The organism is Brevundimonas balnearis, assembly GCF_042434805.1.
GTDB lineage: Bacteria > Pseudomonadota > Alphaproteobacteria > Caulobacterales > Caulobacteraceae > Brevundimonas > Brevundimonas balnearis.
Genome location: NZ_JBHLSW010000007.1, coordinates 217,051 through 233,657, shown reverse-complemented (window position 1 = coordinate 233,657; position 16,607 = coordinate 217,051). Strand labels below are relative to the sequence as shown.

General features: G+C 70.3%; 19 protein-coding genes. 9 read left to right on the top strand and 10 right to left on the bottom strand.

Annotated elements, in window-relative coordinates; all coding sequences use genetic code 11:
* Nucleotides 1-39 precede the first annotated feature (39 nt).
* From ACFFGE_RS10925 to ACFFGE_RS10915, 3 genes are read right to left on the bottom strand one after another with little or no spacing between them, the layout of a single operon-like run.
* Nucleotides 40-2,466 carry an LPS-assembly protein LptD gene (locus tag ACFFGE_RS10925; RefSeq protein ID WP_376836433.1) on the bottom strand — a complete coding sequence of 809 codons (2,427 nt, stop codon included), beginning with the start codon at nt 2,464-2,466 and terminating at the stop codon, nt 40-42.
* A 50-nt stretch (nt 2,467-2,516) separates the two neighbouring features.
* Nucleotides 2,517-3,629 carry an LPS export ABC transporter permease LptG gene (gene lptG / locus ACFFGE_RS10920; protein ID WP_376836432.1) on the bottom strand — a complete coding sequence of 371 codons (1,113 nt, stop codon included), beginning with the start codon at nt 3,627-3,629 and terminating at the stop codon, nt 2,517-2,519.
* Nucleotides 3,626-4,750 carry an LptF/LptG family permease gene (locus tag ACFFGE_RS10915; RefSeq protein ID WP_376836431.1) on the bottom strand — a complete coding sequence of 375 codons (1,125 nt, stop codon included), beginning with the start codon at nt 4,748-4,750 and terminating at the stop codon, nt 3,626-3,628. The genes lptG and ACFFGE_RS10915 overlap by 4 nt, the downstream gene beginning before the upstream one ends.
* A 161-nt stretch (nt 4,751-4,911) precedes the next feature.
* Here ACFFGE_RS10915 and ACFFGE_RS10910 point away from each other — a divergent pair, with 161 nt between their 5' ends.
* The 5 genes from ACFFGE_RS10910 to ACFFGE_RS10890 are packed head-to-tail and all read left to right on the top strand — an operon-like array spanning nt 4,912 to nt 7,742.
* Entirely contained in the window at nt 4,912-6,387 is a 1,476-nt protein-coding gene (locus ACFFGE_RS10910) for a leucyl aminopeptidase (RefSeq protein WP_376836729.1), read from the top strand.
* Between the two features lie 11 nt (nt 6,388-6,398).
* On the top strand, nt 6,399-6,842 hold the full coding sequence (locus ACFFGE_RS10905) for a DNA polymerase III subunit chi (protein WP_376836430.1): 444 nt from the start codon (nt 6,399-6,401) through the stop codon (nt 6,840-6,842).
* Complete coding sequence (locus tag ACFFGE_RS10900) at nt 6,842-7,180, top strand: hypothetical protein (protein WP_376836429.1); 339 nt, start codon at nt 6,842-6,844, stop codon at nt 7,178-7,180. Before ACFFGE_RS10905 ends, ACFFGE_RS10900 begins: the two co-directional genes overlap by 1 nt.
* An 11-nt stretch (nt 7,181-7,191) precedes the next feature.
* Complete coding sequence (locus tag ACFFGE_RS10895; RefSeq protein WP_376836428.1) at nt 7,192-7,476, top strand: I78 family peptidase inhibitor; 285 nt, start codon at nt 7,192-7,194, stop codon at nt 7,474-7,476.
* Nucleotides 7,467-7,742: a hemolysin gene (locus ACFFGE_RS10890; protein WP_376836427.1), complete on the top strand. Its 276-nt coding sequence runs from the start codon at nt 7,467-7,469 to the stop codon at nt 7,740-7,742. Before ACFFGE_RS10895 ends, ACFFGE_RS10890 begins: the two co-directional genes overlap by 10 nt.
* A 10-nt stretch (nt 7,743-7,752) precedes the next feature.
* Here ACFFGE_RS10890 and ACFFGE_RS10885 read toward each other — a convergent pair whose 3' ends face one another.
* On the bottom strand, nt 7,753-9,642 hold the full coding sequence (locus ACFFGE_RS10885) for an ABC-F family ATP-binding cassette domain-containing protein (RefSeq protein ID WP_376836426.1): 1,890 nt from the start codon (nt 9,640-9,642) through the stop codon (nt 7,753-7,755).
* A 135-nt stretch (nt 9,643-9,777) separates the two neighbouring features.
* On the opposite strand from ACFFGE_RS10885, the gene ndk reads away from it, so the two are divergent.
* Together ndk and ACFFGE_RS10875 are read left to right on the top strand one after the other, a co-directional pair.
* Complete coding sequence (gene ndk, locus ACFFGE_RS10880) at nt 9,778-10,197, top strand: nucleoside-diphosphate kinase (RefSeq protein ID WP_376836425.1); 420 nt, start codon at nt 9,778-9,780, stop codon at nt 10,195-10,197.
* Between the two features lie 95 nt (nt 10,198-10,292).
* Entirely contained in the window at nt 10,293-10,496 is a 204-nt protein-coding gene (locus ACFFGE_RS10875) for a YMGG-like glycine zipper-containing protein (RefSeq protein ID WP_376836424.1), read from the top strand.
* A 36-nt stretch (nt 10,497-10,532) separates the two neighbouring features.
* Here the strand turns inward: ACFFGE_RS10875 and purN are convergent, their stop codons facing one another.
* From purN to purM, 3 genes are read right to left on the bottom strand one after another with little or no spacing between them, the layout of a single operon-like run.
* Nucleotides 10,533-11,129 (bottom strand): phosphoribosylglycinamide formyltransferase, encoded by a 597-nt coding sequence (gene purN, locus ACFFGE_RS10870; protein ID WP_376836423.1) that lies wholly within the window; start codon nt 11,127-11,129, stop codon nt 10,533-10,535.
* Nucleotides 11,119-12,504, bottom strand: coding sequence for a M28 family metallopeptidase (locus ACFFGE_RS10865; protein ID WP_376836422.1), 1,386 nt, complete (start codon nt 12,502-12,504; stop codon nt 11,119-11,121). Before ACFFGE_RS10865 ends, purN begins: the two co-directional genes overlap by 11 nt.
* 23 nt (nt 12,505-12,527) lie before the next feature.
* Nucleotides 12,528-13,565, bottom strand: coding sequence for a phosphoribosylformylglycinamidine cyclo-ligase (purM, locus tag ACFFGE_RS10860; protein ID WP_376836421.1), 1,038 nt, complete (start codon nt 13,563-13,565; stop codon nt 12,528-12,530).
* Nucleotides 13,566-13,645: 80 nt separating this feature from the next.
* Between purM and rnd the strand changes: the two genes are divergently transcribed.
* Nucleotides 13,646-14,797 carry a ribonuclease D gene (gene rnd / locus ACFFGE_RS10855; RefSeq protein WP_376836420.1) on the top strand — a complete coding sequence of 384 codons (1,152 nt, stop codon included), beginning with the start codon at nt 13,646-13,648 and terminating at the stop codon, nt 14,795-14,797.
* Between the two features lie 50 nt (nt 14,798-14,847).
* Nucleotides 14,848-15,690, top strand: coding sequence for a TerC family protein (locus tag ACFFGE_RS10850; protein WP_376836419.1), 843 nt, complete (start codon nt 14,848-14,850; stop codon nt 15,688-15,690).
* Between the two features lie 3 nt (nt 15,691-15,693).
* On the opposite strand, the gene ACFFGE_RS10845 is transcribed toward ACFFGE_RS10850, so the two are convergent.
* Genes ACFFGE_RS10845 through ACFFGE_RS10835 form a run of 3 tightly spaced genes read right to left on the bottom strand, consistent with a single transcriptional unit; the run spans nt 15,694 to nt 16,590 of the window.
* On the bottom strand, nt 15,694-16,116 hold the full coding sequence (locus tag ACFFGE_RS10845) for a type II toxin-antitoxin system VapC family toxin (protein WP_376836418.1): 423 nt from the start codon (nt 16,114-16,116) through the stop codon (nt 15,694-15,696).
* Nucleotides 16,116-16,358, bottom strand: coding sequence for a type II toxin-antitoxin system Phd/YefM family antitoxin (locus ACFFGE_RS10840; protein WP_376836417.1), 243 nt, complete (start codon nt 16,356-16,358; stop codon nt 16,116-16,118). The genes ACFFGE_RS10845 and ACFFGE_RS10840 overlap by 1 nt, the downstream gene beginning before the upstream one ends.
* Nucleotides 16,359-16,410: 52 nt before the next feature.
* Complete coding sequence (locus tag ACFFGE_RS10835; protein WP_376836415.1) at nt 16,411-16,590, bottom strand: hypothetical protein; 180 nt, start codon at nt 16,588-16,590, stop codon at nt 16,411-16,413.
* Nucleotides 16,591-16,607: the final 17 nt, after the last annotated feature.

The window sequence follows — 16,607 nt, the reverse complement described above, 5'->3', positions numbered from 1 at the left end:
CGATTCTCTCACGGCCGCACCGTCCGACGCCAATCCGCTTTAGCGTGTAGCGCCAAAAGTGGCGAGCGTTAGGCGCACATAGGCGCTCTCCGATGGACCGGAGGGCCGCACACGCGTGTTGTCCTTGCGATAGCCGATTTCGAAACGGATGCAGTCGTCCTCATAGAGCAGGCCCACCTCCGACCGGGTGAACAGGTCGCGCTGGACGTCATAGATGCCCGCGCCGGCCACGCCCCAGTCGCCGATCACGAACTGCTGACCGGACAGCTGCGCGAACTCGTAGTTGTCCCGGCTGGTGGGCAGGGTCGGTTGGATGTCCGGGTCGAAGGGGTTGGTCCGGTCCACCAGATAGATCAGGTCCGCCTGATTCCGCGCGCCCCAGCGGGCGTTCAGCGCCATCTCCGCGCGGCGGATCTCGCCCGAGCCGTCGATCGTCGCGTGCCCCCATCCCCGGATGCGGTCGCTGGGCGCGAACTCGGCCTGCACGACCCAGTCGGAGGCCTCGCGGGCCAGCCCCGTCGGATCGTAGAGCCGGCTGACCGTCGGATCGTTCGGATCGACCGTGACGGCGCGGAAGGCCGGTTCGCCGTCGTCGCGCACGCTGCGCCCGACGAACACCGACGCGTCGCGCCCCTCGCCCCAGCGGGCGGTGACCCGCAGGCCGACGGTGAAACGGGTCCCGCCCTCCAGCAGGTCGTAGCCGGCGAAGCGATCGGTCCGGAACAGGCTGGAAGAGTCCAGTTCGACGGTCTGCGCGTCCTCGATCGGAATGCGTGCATCGAGCTCAGGGGTGTTCGACACCGACAGCTGCGCCATCGGCTCCAGGATCAGGTCCGCGCCGTTGGCGAAGCGGCGGATCAGGGGGTAGCTGACGTCCACCCCCGCCGTCGCGCGGTAGCGCTCGATCGTGTCGCCCTCTCCCCCCAGGGCGGGCGGCAGGTCCTCCAGGGAATAGACGTCCGCGCGCAGATCGACGAAGGGTTCCAGGCGCAGGCCGGAAGCCAGGACCACGCGGCGCCAATCGACCTGGCCGGTCACGCGGCGGCTGTCCACGCCCGACGGCGTCGCGGGCAGCGCCGCGAGTTCGGGCCGCAGCACGGGCGAGCCGACATAGCCGTCGCGGTACAGCGACACCGCCGACCCCTTCAGGCGCAGCCGGCCGCCCAGGACCGGGCCCGACGGCTCCCACCGGGCCTCGACCAGCGGCGCCGCCAGGGGCAGGCTGTCCTCGTCCTCGAATTCATTCAGCGCGGGCGTCTCGTTGCCGAAATCGTCCACGCCGAAGCGGGTGATGCGCAGCGACTGGATGGAGAAGGCGGCCACCGACAGATAGCTGCGCTCTGTCTGACGCTCGGCGTAGAGCTGGCTGATCAGGCGGCGCTGGTCGCCGTAATAGAGCCCATTGTCCTGATACGGATTCTCGACGTCGTACCGGTCGAACAGCGTCTTGTCCGAGGTCCGCTCGGCGGTGAAGCCCCAGCGCCAGGGGCCGCCGGGATCGAAGGCGCCGTAGCCGAGCAGATAGCTCCGGTGATCGCGCGGCCCGAAGCGGACGTCGGTCTCCACCCGCCCGTCGCCGTCCAGGTCGAAGTCCCCGAAGTTGCGTTCATAGGTGTAGCCGCCGCGCATAACGACGGTCCCGTCGGCGAAACGCCGCCGCCATTGCACGTTCAGAAGCGGCGCGACCTGGCTGTTGAACTGCGGGCTGACCAGCCAGTCCTCGGACGGCGAGACCACGAACAGATACGGCGTCTCCACCGACAGTCCGCGCCCGGAGTTGTCGTAGTTGATCGTCGGCGACAGGAACCCGGACGCCCGTTCCACGGTCGGGTCCGGGTGGGCGAACACCGGCAGCCAGAACACCGGCACGCCGCGCACGCGGAACACCGCGTTGCGGTACAGGATCGCGCGCAGGGCCTCGTCCTGGGTGACCTTTTCCGCCGAGACCGAGATCACGGGCTCGCGCACGCCGTCCTCGGTCACACAGAGGGGGCACGGGGTGAACAGGGCGTAGTTCAGCTCGTTGACCGTCGGCGAGCGACGCACCGCGGTCGCGGCCATCAGGCCGGAGCCGTTCCTGAGCCGGGTCGCGAAGTCGACCGCGACCCCGGCGCGGAACTGGTCGTCCAGCTCCAGCCGCGAGGCGTAGACGACCGATCCGTCCACGTCGATCAGCTCGACCCGGCCCTCGGCGGAGCCCAGGCCCGTTTCCGGATCGTAGGTCAGGCTCTGGGCGCGCAGTGTGCGGCCGTCGACGCGGATCAGCGCCCGCTCCATGTCCCCCGCCGCGACGATGGCGCCGTCGGCGTTGCGGCCTGCGCTGTCGGCGCGGACATAGACCTGGCCCTCGCCGAGCCCGTCCGCGCGCGGCTCCGGCGTGGTCTGGGCCAGCGCCGGCCCGCCGCACAGGACGAACGCCAACGCCGCGCCGGCCAACAGCCGGCGCCGATCGCCACGTCCGTTCATGTGAAGCCGCGATCCGCTCATCCGCACCCGCCGTGTCCGAAGGGGTGGCCCTAGCCGTCTTCGGTATAGATGAGCAAGGTCAAGGCGGCGAGCGCCGTCAGGACCGGCGGAAGCCAGGCGGCGACGAACGGGGCCACGACCTCCGCCGACCCTAGCGCCGCCGAGAACTGGTTCAGGAAGAAGAAGCCGAACCCGAGCACCACCGCCGTCGCGCTCATCCGCGCCAGGTCGCCCAGCCGCATCAGCCTGAGCGAGAAGGCGGCCGCCAGGATCGCCATGGCGGCGAAGGTCAGCGGCAGCGACAGCTCCTGGTGCAGACGCAGCCGGTAGGCTGTGGAGGAGAAGCCCGCGTCCTCGATCCGCTGGATCTGCCGCGTCAGGGACCAGAACGGCGTCGACTGGGGCCGGGCGAATCGCTCGAAGGCTTCCTCGTCGGCGAGGGAGGAGGGCAGGTCCAGCGTGTCGTAGGCGACGGCGCGCTGCCCGACCTGGGCCCCGACCGCGTCCACCAGCCGCCAGCGTCCGGCCGACAGGCTGGCCGAGTCGGCGTCGATGCGTTCGGCGAAGCTGCGCGCGCCGTCCGGCCCGACCGCATAGATGAAGAAGGCGACGTCCATCAGGCGACCGGCCGCCCGGTCCTGCCGTTCCGCGCGAATGATGACCTGCCGCTGATCGTCGCCCTCGCGGAGCCAGATGGCCTCCTGGCGCTCGCCGGGCGCGGAGCCGCTGATGCGCCCCCGCTCCCGCTGCCACAGGCCGTCGGCAGAGGCGGCCAACGGCCCAAGCGCGGTGACCGTCAGCACCCCGACCACGAAGGCGAGGACCGCCGAGGGCGCCACGAAGCGCCAGGCTGACAGCCCCGCCGCCCGCATGGCGATCAGCTCGCTGCGCCGGTTCAGGCCGACATAGGCGCCCAGGGTCCCGAACAGAAAGACGAACGGCAGGAGCTGCAGGATCACCGCCGGCGACTTGACCAGCATCAGGCCGAACAGGCGGGCGCCCGACAGCTCGGCCTCGGATCCGAGCGTGCGGCTGATCTCGACATAGTCGATCAGCATCACTAGGCCGCCGATCACCGCCAGGGCCACGCCCAGCGCCCTGGCGGTCTGGATCAGGATGTAGCGTTCGACGCGGCCGGGCCGCCAGCTGAGGGACGCCATCATGCCGTCGCCCTCCGAAGCCTCAGCCGGAGGCGGGAGGGTCTGGGCTTGAGCTGCAGGAACAGCACGCGAACGGCCAGTGCGGCCACCGCGAGCGGAAGCGCGTACTGTAGGACGTTGAGCCAGGGGCTCCAGACCGAGGCGGCCACCAGGCCGTAGCCGACCACGCGGACCACCAGGAACACCCCCGCCGCCTTCGCGATCCTGAGGCCGTAACCGGTGCGGCTGAAGGCCCCCCCGAGGATCGACGACAGGGCCAGCGCCATGGCCGTCAGGGCGTAGAGCGGAGAGGCCAGGCGGGAATGGCCCTCCGCGGCCAGCTCAGGGCGGGGCCCCGCCGATTCGATCAGCGCCGGGCTCGGCGCGAACAGCTGCGTCAGCCACAGGTCGGACGCCCTGTACTGGACCGTCTGGTCCTCCGGCACGAAGGGCGACAGGTCGAAGGAGTAGCGGTCGAACGACAGGAAGGTCAGCACCCCGTTCGAGGCATAGCGCTGCATCGAGCCGCCGACGAGGGTCAGCACCGGCGCGCCGTCGATGCGCGAGAAGCGCGCCTCCTGGGCGTCCCAGGTGGTGACGTTGTCGCCACGCTGCAGATAGATGAACAGGTTCCTGAGCAGGCCGTTCTGCTCGATCTGCTGGACATAGACGGTGATCCCGTCGGGCCCCTGGACAAAGCGGCCCTCCTCGACCAGCAGCGCCGCGAGGTCGGTGCGGATCGCGAAGGTCGTGTCCCGCGCCTCGCGCTGGGCCCAGGGTTGCAGCCAGACGTTGGAGATCAAGCCGACGACCACGGCCGCGACAGCGATGCGCAGGGCCGGGCGCAGCGCCTGCCACCGCGTCAGCCCGCCGGCGAAGGCCGCCGTGAGCTCCTGCTCCCGCTGCAGCCGCGTCAGCGCGACCAGCGCCCCGACGAAGACGCCGATCGGCAGGATCACCGAGATGAGCTGCGGCATGGCCAGCAGCGTCAGCTTGATCATCACCCACAGGCTCTGGCCGCGTTCGACGATGATCTCCAGCTGGTCCAGGCTCTGACTCAGCAGGCCGATGGCCGCCAGCGATCCCACCGCCGCCAGGATCGGCATCGTCAGCTGGCGCTGCAGATATCGCTGGATGAGGGTCATGCGGCGGGGGGCGAGCGATGGACATCGACCGTCCGGCGAGGTTGCGGTCGCGGACGGAGCGGCGCATGTAACACATCGCGTGCGGGCCGACAGCGCCCCGTTCGCACTCACTTTCTTGTCTGTAGCAATCCCGGACCGCAGCCGGGCTGGAGTCACCCTTGATCACCATCGAGTTCGCCGCCGACGCCGGATCCGCCGAGGTACTTGCCCTGCTCGTGCACGATGGGGCCGGTCTGACCGGCCGCGCCGCCGACATCGATTCGGGTTCGGGCGGCGCGCTGACGCGGGCGATCGGCGCCAGCCGCTTCACGGGCGGCGCCCGCAGCACGCTCTCGGCCTTGGCGGTCCAGGGCGTCGAGGCGGGCCATGTGCTGCTGGTCGGGGCGGGCAAGGCCGACGGCTTCGATGATCTGGCGCTGGAGACGGCGGCGGCCCAGGCCTATCAGGCGGTGAAGACCTCCGGCGCGACGACGCTGGCGCTCGACGTCTCGCATCTGTCGCCGGAACAGGCCGCGCGGGCGGCCTTCGCCGTCGAGTTGGGCGCCTATCGCTTCGACAAGTACCTGACCAGGCAGAAGCCCGAGAAGCGGCCGTCGGTGACGACGGTTCGGATCGTGACGTCCGACGTCGAGGCGGCTCGGGCCGCCCATGGTCCCATGCACGCCGTGGCCGAGGCGATCCACTTCTCGCGCGACCTCGTGGCCGAGCCGGCCAATGTGCTCTACCCGGCCGAGTTCGCCCGCCGGGTCAAGGCGTTGGAGCCCCTGGGCCTGAAGGTCGAGATCCTCGGCGAGGCCGAGATGGAGAAGCTGGGCATGCGTCTGCTGCTGGGCGTCGGCCAGGGCAGCGTGCGCGAGAGCCAGCTGGCGGTGATCCGCTGGGACGGCGGCGCGGCGGGCGAGGCCCCCATCGCCTTCGTCGGCAAGGGCGTCTGTTTCGACACCGGCGGCATCTCCATCAAGCCCGCCCAGGGCATGGAGGACATGATCTGGGACATGGGCGGCGCGGGGGCCGTCGCCGGGCTGATGCACGCGCTGGCGGGCCGCAAGGCCAAGGTCAACGCGGTCGGCGTCCTCGGCCTGGTCGAGAACATGCCCGACGGAAACGCCCAGCGTCCGGGCGACATCGTGGTGTCCGCCTCCGGCCAGACGGTCGAGGTGATCAACACCGACGCCGAGGGCCGCCTCGTCCTGGCCGACGCCCTCTGGTACGTGCAGACGCACTTCAAGCCCCGGGCCATCGTCGATCTGGCCACCCTGACCGGCGCCATGATCATCGCCCTGGGCCTCGATTACGCGGGCCTGTTCTCCAACGACGACGAGCTCTCGGCCAACATCCTGGCCGCCTCGGGCAAGGTGGGCGAGAACGTCTGGCGCATGCCGATGCCCCCCCAGTACGACAAGATCATGGACTCCAAGCAGGCGGACATGCGCAACTCCGCCGGACGGGACGGCGGTTCCATCACCGCCGCCCTGTTCCTGCAGCGGTTCATCGAGAACACGCCCTGGGCGCACCTCGACATCGCCCCGACCGCCTGGGTCAAGGACAGCCAGCGCCCCACCGTGCCGGACGGACCGGTCGGCTTCGGCGTCCGCCTGCTCGACCAGATGGTGCGGGACTCGTACGAGTCGAACTGAACCGCCTCGCCTTGGAAATCTGGTTCTACCACCTCGAACGATCCAGCCTTGAGGAGGTCCTGCCGGGCCTCCTCGACAAGGCCCGCGAGCGGGGCTGGCGGTCGCTGGTCAAGGCGCCGGCCGGGCGTCTGGACCAGGTCGATCCCCTGCTCTGGACCTGGCGCGACGACAGCTTCCTGGCGCACGGGCGCGCCGAGGCGCCCCACGCCGCGCGCCAGCCCATCCTTCTGACCGAATCCGGCGAGAACCTGAACGGCGCTCAGGCGCTGTTCATTCTCGACGGCGCTGAGTTGGGCGAGACGAGGGATTTCGAACGTTGCTTCATCATCTTCGACGGTCGCGACGAGACGGCGCTCAGCGCGGCGCGCGCGCGCTGGAAGAGCCTCAAGGATCGCGGCGAGGCGCTGGCCTACTGGCGCCAGTCGCCCGAGGGGCGCTGGGAAAAGGCGGCCTGATGGCCTGTGTCGCGGCGCTCTCGGCCTGCGGCGGGGGCGAGGCGACACGCTCGACGCCGCCCGTCGCCACCGGCCCGGCCCCGGCGATCGTCGCCGACGCCGCCGCGAACCCGCCCGTCGGCAGCCGCCTGCCGACGCTGGACACCGACATCTGCAAGGCCGGGGAGCTTCAGTGGCTGGTCGGGCGTTCGAGGACCGAGATCCCGGTGCCGGTGGACGTCATCAACCGGCGCGTCGCCTGCACCACATGCCCGGTGACGGAGGATTATTCGCCGTACCGGCTCAACATCTTCTATGACCAGCAGACCGGCCTCGTGACCGAGGTCCGCTGCGGATGAGGGAGTTCCCGATGAAGTCCGTGCTGATCGCGCCTCTGCTGCTGGCGGCCGCCGCCTGCGCGCCGACGCCGACCGAGACCATCCTCGACGCGGGCGGCGACGCCCAGGCCTGTCCAGCGGCGCGGTACGCCTATCTGGTCGGCCGTCCTCGGTCCGAGGTCCCGCAGACCCCCGCCGGCGCGACCTGGCGGGTGACCTGCACCACCTGCCCGGTGACGATGGACTACAATCCCGGGCGCCTGAACATCCTCTACAATCAGGACACGGGCCGGGTGGAGCAGGTCAAATGCGGCTGATCCTCCTCGCGACGGCCGGCGCTTTCCTCTCGGCCTGCGCGCCGCTCGAAACGCCCGCGCCCGGCGGTCCCGAGCCCTGGCGCTGCGACGCCGACGCCGCCCGCTCCCTGATCGGCAGCCACGTCGGCGCCGTGACCTTCCCACGCGACGCGCCCGTGCGGGTGGTCTGCACCACCTGCCCGACGACGCGGGACTATCGGCCGGACCGGCTGAACGTCCGCTTCAACGAGGCGACCGGCGTTATCGAGAGCGTGGACTGCGGCTGAGCCCAGCGCCTCACGCCACCTGCGCCAGGGCCTCCTCCGCGTCCAGCCACTCCGCCTCGGCGGCGTCCAGCGCCTCCTGCGCCGCCGCGCGCCGGCGCGACAGGTCCGCCAGCTTGCCGGGATCGTCGACCGCGGCCTTGGCCAGGGCCTGATCCAGTGTCGCGATCTCGGCCGTCAGCTCGGCCATCCGCGCCTCGGCCCGTTTCGCCGCATGGCGCAGGGTCGAGGCGGACGGCCCCTTGCCCTTCGCGGCGGGCGTCGGCGGCGAAGGCGCCGCCGCCGGCGGTTCCGGCTCCGCCGGCGCATCCCGCAGCTGTCCGGGCTTCGCGCCCTGTTTCGCGCGCTCCAGCACGAAGCGCGCGTAGTCGTCCATGTCCCCGTCGAACGGCTTCACCGTGCCGTCGGCCGCAAGCCACAGTCGGTCCGCGACCAGCTCCATCAGCGACCGGTCGTGGGTGATCAGGATCACCGCCCCGGTGTACTGGTTCAGCGCATCCAGCAGCGCGCCGCGGCTGTCGATGTCCAGGTGGTTGGTCGGCTCGTCCAGGATCAGGATGTGGGGCGCGTCCATCGCCACCAGGTTCAGCAGGAGCCGCGCCCGCTCGCCGCCCGACAGGGCCGCCACCTTGGTCTCTTGCTTCTCGAACGGCAGGCCGAACTGCGCCAGGCGCGAGCGGCGGCTGGACTCCGAGGCGTCCGGCATGGCGCGGCGGATGATCTGCAGCGGCGTATCCTCTGGATCCATCGCCTCGATCTGGTGCTGGTGGAACCAGCCGACCCGCATCTTGCCGTCGCGGTGGAACTCCCCGGACTCAATCGTCAGCGCCCGCGCGATCAACTTGGCGAAGGTCGACTTGCCCGCCCCGTTGACGCCCAACAGCCCGATTCGGTCGTCCAGATCCATCCTGAGGTTCAGGTTCTTCAGGATCGGCTTGCCGGGCTCATAGCCGACGTTGGCCTTCTCCAGCCGGATCAGCGGCGGGGGCAGGGGCTTCTCCGGCGACGGCAGCACGAAGGGCGCGACCCGCTCCTCAGGCGGCAGCTCGATGCGTTGCATCTTCTCCAGTCGCTTGACCCGAGATTGCGCCTGGGCGGCCTTGGACGCCTTGGCCTTGAAGCGGTCGATGAACTTCTGCAGGTGCGCCCGCTCGGCGTCCTGCTTGACCTTGTTGGCCTCCAGCAGGCGCAGCTTCTCCGCCCGCGTCCGCTCGAAGGTGTCGTAGTCGCCGGTGTAGAGGTCGAGCTTCCGGTTCGACAGGTGCAGGATGTGGGTGCAGACCCCGTTCAACAGCTCCCGGTCGTGGCTGATGATCAGCGCCGTCGCCGGGTACTTCTTCAGCCGCGCCTCCAGCCACAGCGCGCCTTCCAGATCGAGGTAGTTGGTCGGCTCGTCCAGCAACAGCATGTCCGGCTCCGCGAACAGGGCGGCGGCCAGCGCCACCCGCATCCGCCAGCCGCCCGAGAAGTGCGCCATCGGCCGGTGCAGGTCCTCCTGGCTGAAGCCCAGGCCGACCAGGATCTCGGACGCCTTGGCGGGCGCCGCCTCGGCGTCGATCTCGATCAGCCGGGCCCAGATCTCGCCCATCTCCTCCGGCTCTGCGGTCTCCAGCCGGGTCATCAGCGTGTGCCGCTCGACGTCGGCCTCCAGGATGGTCTCAAGCACGCTGACCGGGGTCGCCGGATGCTCCTGGTCCACCGAGCCGACGCGCGCGGTCTTGGGCAGGGTGATCTCGTCGCCCCCGGCCTGGAGCTCGCCCAGGATCAGCTTGAACAGGGTCGACTTGCCGATGCCGTTGCGGCCGACCAGCCCGACCTTGGCGCCCGGCGGCAGGCTGACGGAGGCGTTATCGAGAAAGGCCCGGCCCCAGGCGTTGTAGGTCAAGTTGGTGATCTGAAGCATCGAAAGGACGGGTCTGAACTCGGGGTCTGTCTCGAAACCGCGCGGCCGGGCCGCCGGCGCGAGGGACGCCTTGGAAACGGGGGAGGCCGCGTCTATAAGCCCGCGACCTTCAAACTCCCACCCAAGAAGTCATCCATGACCGAACGCACCTTCTCGATCATCAAGCCGGACGCCACCCGCCGCAACCTGACCGGCAAGATCAACGCCGTGATCGAGGACGCCGGCCTGCGCATCGTCGCCCAGCGCCGCGTCAAGCTGACGACCGACCAGGCCAAGACGTTCTACGCCGTCCACGCCGAGCGCCCCTTCTACGGCGAGCTGGTCGAGCAGATGACCGCCGAGCCGGTCGTGGTCCAGGTGCTGGAAGGCGAGAACGCCGTGGCCCGCTACCGCGAAGTCATGGGCGCGACGAACCCGGAACAGGCCGCCGAGGGCACGATCCGCAAGCAGTTCGCCCTGTCGATCGGCGAGAACTCCGTCCACGGCTCCGATAGCCTGGAGAACGCCAAGATCGAGATCGAGCAGTTCTTCACCGAGGACCAGATCGTCGGCTGACGATCGGCCCACGCCTGTGACATCGAGGCCCGCGCCCGGAACCCGGTCGCGGGCCTTTCCGTTTTCAGCGCCGTCCTGAAACTGGAGACGACGCCATGAAGACCGTTCTGAAGTTCACGCCGCTGATCGGCGCCGCCGCCCTGCTGGCCGCCTGCGGCACGACGGTGGAGCAACGCGCCGCCACGGGCGCCGTCGCCGGCGCCGCGGCCGGCCAGGCCATCGGCGGCAACACCGGCGCGACCGTCGCGGGCGCCGCCGTGGGCGCCGTCGCCGGTGCGGCGACGAAGCCCGACAAGTAAGCGGCGGGCGGGGCTCGGGCGCGACCACCCGGGCCCTCAGCCCTGATCCGACAATCGGGATACGAACGCGGCCAGCGCGCTCGGATAGAGGCTGTGCTCGGCCTCCAGCACCCGCGCCGCGAGCGCCTCCGCCGTATCGCCCGCGAGGATGGGCACGCGCGACTGGGCCAGGATCGGGCCCTCGTCCACGCCGGCGGTCACGAGATGCACCGTACAGCCCGCCTCCGCGTCGCCCGCCGCGATCGCGCGCGCATGCGTGTCCAGACCCGGATGGCGCGGGAGCAGCGACGGATGGATGTTGAGCATGCGCCCCGACCAGCGCTCGCACAGCCAGGGCGTCAACACCCGCATGTAGCCGGCCAGCGCCACCACCTCGACGCCGTGGGCGCGCAGTCGGCCGTCGATCTCCCGCTCATGGGCCTCGCGGTCCTTGCCGAAGGGCCGGTGATCGATCGCCTCGGCGTTCACGCCCAGCGCCCGCGCCCGCTCCAGTCCGCGGGCGTCCGGCCGGTTCGAGAGCGCCAGCGCCACCCGGTAGGGACAGTCGGGCGCGCGGGCGGCCTCGATCAGCGCCGCCATGTTCGACCCGCCGCCCGAGATCAGGACGGCGACCGGGACCGGCTCAGTCCGCATCCGGAGCCGGTTCGGGGGCGTAGAAGGAGCCGGGGTCGCCCGGGAACACCACGGGGCTCTCCCAGCCGCCCTCGCCGATGGCGGACACGCCGAAGAAGTAGTCGTCGATGACCACGCCCGGCAGCGTCAGGGTCGTCGCCGCGCCGGCATCGCGATGGTGGGTCCAGTCCGGCGCGGTGGTGGCGCGCCACCACACCCGATACCCGACCGCGCCCGGAACCGGCTCCCACGTCAGGGTCGTGTCAGCCGTCACCGCCCCCGACAGGGTGACGCCCGACGGTGCCCGGGGGGCCTTGGCCAGGGCCGCCATCGTGGCGATGTTGAGCCGCGTCGCCTGGGCCAGATAGGCCCAGTTCACCCCGTCCAGGGTGTCGCCGTAGACGCGGCCGTTCTCGGTCCGCAGGTCCTGGTGCTGGCGGTCGTAGTTCTCGGCGCCCTCGGTGATGCGCACCGCCGGATAGCCGGCCCGCAGGAATTCGACCTGGTCGCCGCCCCGGCTGAATCGGTCGGTGCGATAGATCACCTCGACGTCGAAGTTGGTCAGGTAACGGTCGGCGACCGAGTCGATGAAGCGGGCCAGGTTGCGCGACGGGCTGTCGACCTCGCCGCCGTTGTAGCGCCGCCGATTGGCCTGCTCCGGAGTCTCCACCGTGCGGGTGCCCTCGGCGAAGACGCGGATGCGCGTGGTGTCGACGACGCCGCTCTGGCCCTCGACGTTGCCGACCATGTCGTTGTTCAGGTTGATGACGTCCCAGCCGCGCGCCCGGGCGTAGTCGGCGACGATCCGCGCGCCGTGCAGGCCCTGCTCCTCGCCGGTCAGGGCGGCGTAGACGAGCGTCGCGGGGAACCGCTCCTTCGACAGCACCCGCGCCGCCTCGATCAGGGCGGCCACGCCCGAGGCGTCGTCGTTGGCCCCCGGCGCGTCGTCGGTGAAGTTCATCACGTCGCTGACGCGCGAATCCAGGTGCCCCGAGATCAGGATCACCCGGTCCGGATCCGCTGTGCCGCGCTGCACGGCGATGACGCTGACCACCTCGGTGGGATTGGGGATGCGCGGCGGGGCGATGACCACGTCAGAGGGCGTATCGACGGTCAGGCAGCCGCCGCAGTCACGGCTGATGGTCTCGAACTGGCGCTGGACCCAGCGGCGAGCCGCGCCGACGCCGCGCGTGTCGCTTTCGGTCTCCGACAGGGTGTGGCGCGTGCCGAAGCCCACCATGGCCGTCACGTCGGCCCTGAGCCGCTCCGCCGACACCTGCGAGGTCAGGCGATGCACCAGCGGCTGTTCCGGCGCGGCCGCCGTCTGGGCGGCGGCGGGCAGCGCCAGGCTGGACAGGCTCACAGAGTACAGGGCGGCGATCAGCAGACGGTTCATGCGGCGATCCTCTCCTAGGCGTGTCAGGCGACCTCGAGCTGGCCGCAGACGAAGGCGGCCTCGCCCGCGTTCAGCAGGGCCGCCAGCACCGGCTCGGCGTTCTCCGGCGCGACGATCAGGATGAACCCGACGCCGCAGTTGAAGGTCCGGCGCATTTCATGGGCGTCGATCCCGCCGGTCTCGGCCAGCCACTGGAACACCGGCGGCATGGGCCAGGCCTCCCAGTCGAACACGGCCTTCAGCCCCTCGGCGACGCAGCGCGGCGGGTTCTCGATCAGGCCGCCGCCGGTGATGTGCGCCGCGCCCTTGACCAGACCCGCCTTCATCAGCGGCAGCACCGGCTTCACATAGATGCGCGTCGGCGTCATCAGCGCCTGCGCCAGCGACCGGTCCTTGGCGAAGGGCGCGTCGTCGCCCCAGCCAAGGCCCGACGCCTCGACCACGCGCCGGATCAGCGAATAGCCGTTGGAGTGCGGGCCCGACGACGCCAGGCCGATCACCACGTCGCCCGCCGCCTGACGATCCAGATAGGGCAGGGCGTGGCCCCGCTCGACCGCGCCCAGCGAGAAGCCCGCCAGGTCATAGTCGCCGCCCGCGTACATGCCCGGCATCTCGGCCGTCTCGCCGCCGACGAGCGCGCAGCCCGCCTGGCGACAGCCCTCGGCGATGCCGGCGATGACCCGGCGCGCGGCGTCCACGTCCAGCTTGCCGGTGGCGAAATAGTCGAGGAACAGCAGCGGCTCCGCGCCCTGGGCCAGCAGGTCGTTGACGCACATGGCCACCAGATCGACGCCGACCCCGTCGTGCCGCCCCGTGTCGATGGCGATCTTCAGCTTGGTGCCGACGCCGTCGGTGGTCGAGACGATCAACGGATCCTCGAACCCCGCCGCCTTCAGGTCGAACAGGGCCCCGAATCCGCCCAGCGACGGCGTCGAGCCCGGGCGCGCGGTGGATTTCGCCAGCGGCTTGATCGCGTCCACCAGCATCTCGCCGGCGTCGATGTCCACGCCCGCGTCGGCGTAGGTCAGGCCGTGGGCGGGGCGTGCGGGGGTGTCGCTCATCGGTCGCGGTCCGGAATCATGCGGCGGAAATCCGACGGGCCTCTTGCCACGACGGCGCTCGACGGGGCTATAGCATCCGAATGAAGACGATCACCACCGACGAGGCGCTCGTCGCGTTCTGCGCTGAACTGGCCAAGGCCCCCTTCATCGCCGTCGATACGGAGTTCATGCGCGAGACCACCTACTGGCCCAGGCTCTGCCTGATCCAGGCGGCCTCGACGGAACACGCGGGCATCATCGATCCCATGGCCGAGGGCCTGAACCTCGAGCCCTTCCTTGACCTCCTGCGGGACCCGAACATCGTCAAGGTGTTCCATGCGTGTCGACAGGACGTGGAGATCTTCGTGCGGCTCGGCGCCATGCCCAAGCCCCTGTTCGACACCCAGGTCGCGGCCATGGCGGCCGGTTTCGGCGAGCAGGTCGCCTACGACTCGCTCGTGCGCCAGATGATCAAGGTCGAGGTCGACAAGGGCAGCCGCTTCACCGACTGGGCGCGTCGTCCCCTGTCGGACGCCCAGCTGACCTATGCGCTCGGCGACGTGACCCATCTCGCGGCCCTCTACCCCAAGCTGCGCGAACGGCTTCGCAAGGAGGGTCGGCTGGACTGGGTGATGGCCGAGATGGCCGATCTGACCGATCCGGCGCTCTACGACACCAATCCGGACAACGCCTGGAAGCGGCTGAAGCCCAAGCGCTTCACGCCGAAGTATCTCGCCGCCTTCGTGGCCGCCGCCGTGTGGCGCGAGCGCGCGGCCCAGGAGCGTGACCAGCCGCGCGGCCGCATCCTCAAGGACGAGGCGATCGACGAGATCGCCACCCAGGGGCCGACGGATCCCGACGCCTTCAACCGCCTGCGCTCGGTCTCGAAGGGCTTCGGCGCCTCCCGGCTCGGGCTCGATCTGACCGAAGAGCTGAAGCGGGTGCTGGCGGATCCCGAGGCCCATGCGCCGAAACTCGAGCGCCCCCGCCACAACCAGCCGGCGCCGCCGTCCGTGGTCGAACTGCTGAAGGTCCTGCTGAAGGCCAAGAGCGACAACGCCGGCGTCGCCTCCAAGCTGATCGCCACAGTGTCCGACCTGGAGAAGATCGCCGTCACCGACGACGCGGACGTCGACGCGCTCAAGGGCTGGCGGCGGCAGATCTTCGGCGAGGACGCGCTGAAGCTGAAACGCGGCGAAATCGCCCTCGTTCTCAACGGCCCCCGCGTCGAGGTGGTGGAAATCGAGGGCTGAACCGAAAACCCTGTTGGACAGCGCCCGCGCCGCGTCTATGAGCGCGCGCTATGGAATTCCTCTCCTCGCCCGAATTCGCCTCGCAACTGACCGCGCTCGGTCAGGTGCTGATGATCGACCTGGTGCTGGCCGGCGACAACGCCGTCGCGGTCGGCCTCGCCGCCGCCGCCCTGGCGCCGGAGCAGCGCAAGAAGGCCATCCTGATCGGCCTGATCGCGGCGGTGGTGCTACGGATCGGCTTCGCCCTGATCACGGTGCAGCTTCTGGCCATCGTCGGCCTGCTGCTGGCGGGCGGCGTCCTGCTCCTCTGGGTGTGCTGGAAGATGTGGCGCGAGCTGCGCGAGCACGCCACCCACGACCAGGCCGAATCGACCGAGGAGATGGAGCACGCCCTCGCCGCGCACCATGGCGGCGGCGCCTCGCCCGAGGAGCTGGGGATCAAGCGCAAGACCTTCGGCGCCGCCCTGCTGCAGATCATGATCGCCGACGTGACCATGTCGCTCGACAATGTGCTGGCGGTCGCGGGCGCCGCGCATGAGCACCCCTGGATCATGGTCTTCGGCCTGGTGCTGTCGATCGCCCTGATGGGCGTGGCCGCCACCTTCATCGCCCGGATCCTGAACAGGTACCGCTGGATCGGCTACGTCGGTCTGGTCATCGTCCTGTACGTCGCGCTGCACATGATCTGGGACGGCTACCGCTCGGTGGTCGTGCGGACCGGCAACGTCGAGAGCTACAACGCCTCCGCGCCGGGCTTCCTCGAGATTCCCGCCGACGAAATCGCCAAGCACATGAAGGGCGTCCGCAGCGAGGAGAGCGAGCTCCCGGCCCCGCCGACCCCCACCCGCCCGTCGGACGCGCCGGCGCCGGTGGAGGTCCAGCCGGCGGGCTGAGGCTTAGGGCGATACGACGGGGTGATCCGCGGCCTTCGCCGCACGAGCGAGCCCCTGATCCAGCGTACGGATCGGAACCTCAAGCCTCTGCGCGACGGCGAGGTGAAGGGCGTCCGGTCCCTTCAGCTTGGCCCATCGTGATCCGGCGATCTCAGCCGCTGCGGCGAAGTCGGTGGGCTCGATCGTCCAAGTCGTGAAGGTTTGCACGAGCTCGGAGCGGAAGTGCGCCAGCGCCGACGACATGAGCACCTCGGTGATCTGCCTGGTCGAGACCTTGAACCGAAGGGCGGCTGCGAACTCCACCTCCACCCAGGCGCTGATGCCGAGAGCGCCGGCTGCTTGCGACCCCAGCCAGTCCTGCACCCGTTCAGTTGCGGGTTCGGGCGTCACGGCTGCGACGAGCACGGACGTATCGACGTAGATCATCAGTACCGATAGTCGTCACGCAGCTTGCGCATGAATTCACCGGTGCCCTCCGGCTGCATCGGCTGCCCTTCCGTCAACGCCCGCAAAGCCTTGACGTCGATGCGCTTCTTCTCCGGCGTCACCGGTGCGAGCCGCACCACCGGCTTGCCGCGCCGGGTGATCTCGATCTCCTCGCCGCGCTGGGCGCGGTCGATCAGTTCGCTCAGCCGCGCCTTGGCGTCCGCCAGATTGATCGACGTCACGGCCGCCTCCTGACCATCTTGTTGGTCAGTTTAGCACCTCGCGGCCCGAAGGTCAGCCTTGCGCCCCGCCGAGCCGTTCCGCCCTTTCGGCCTCGGCGGCGGCTCTGCGGCGGGCGTGATCGCTGAAGCGCTCACCGCCTTCGCGCTCGGTGCGCCAGCCGTTCATCTTCCACGGCTTGCACAGCTTGCAGCCCGCCCTTCGGCGGCGCGCGCGTCCTCGTTTGTGGTGCATGGGATCGCCTTCCGGTC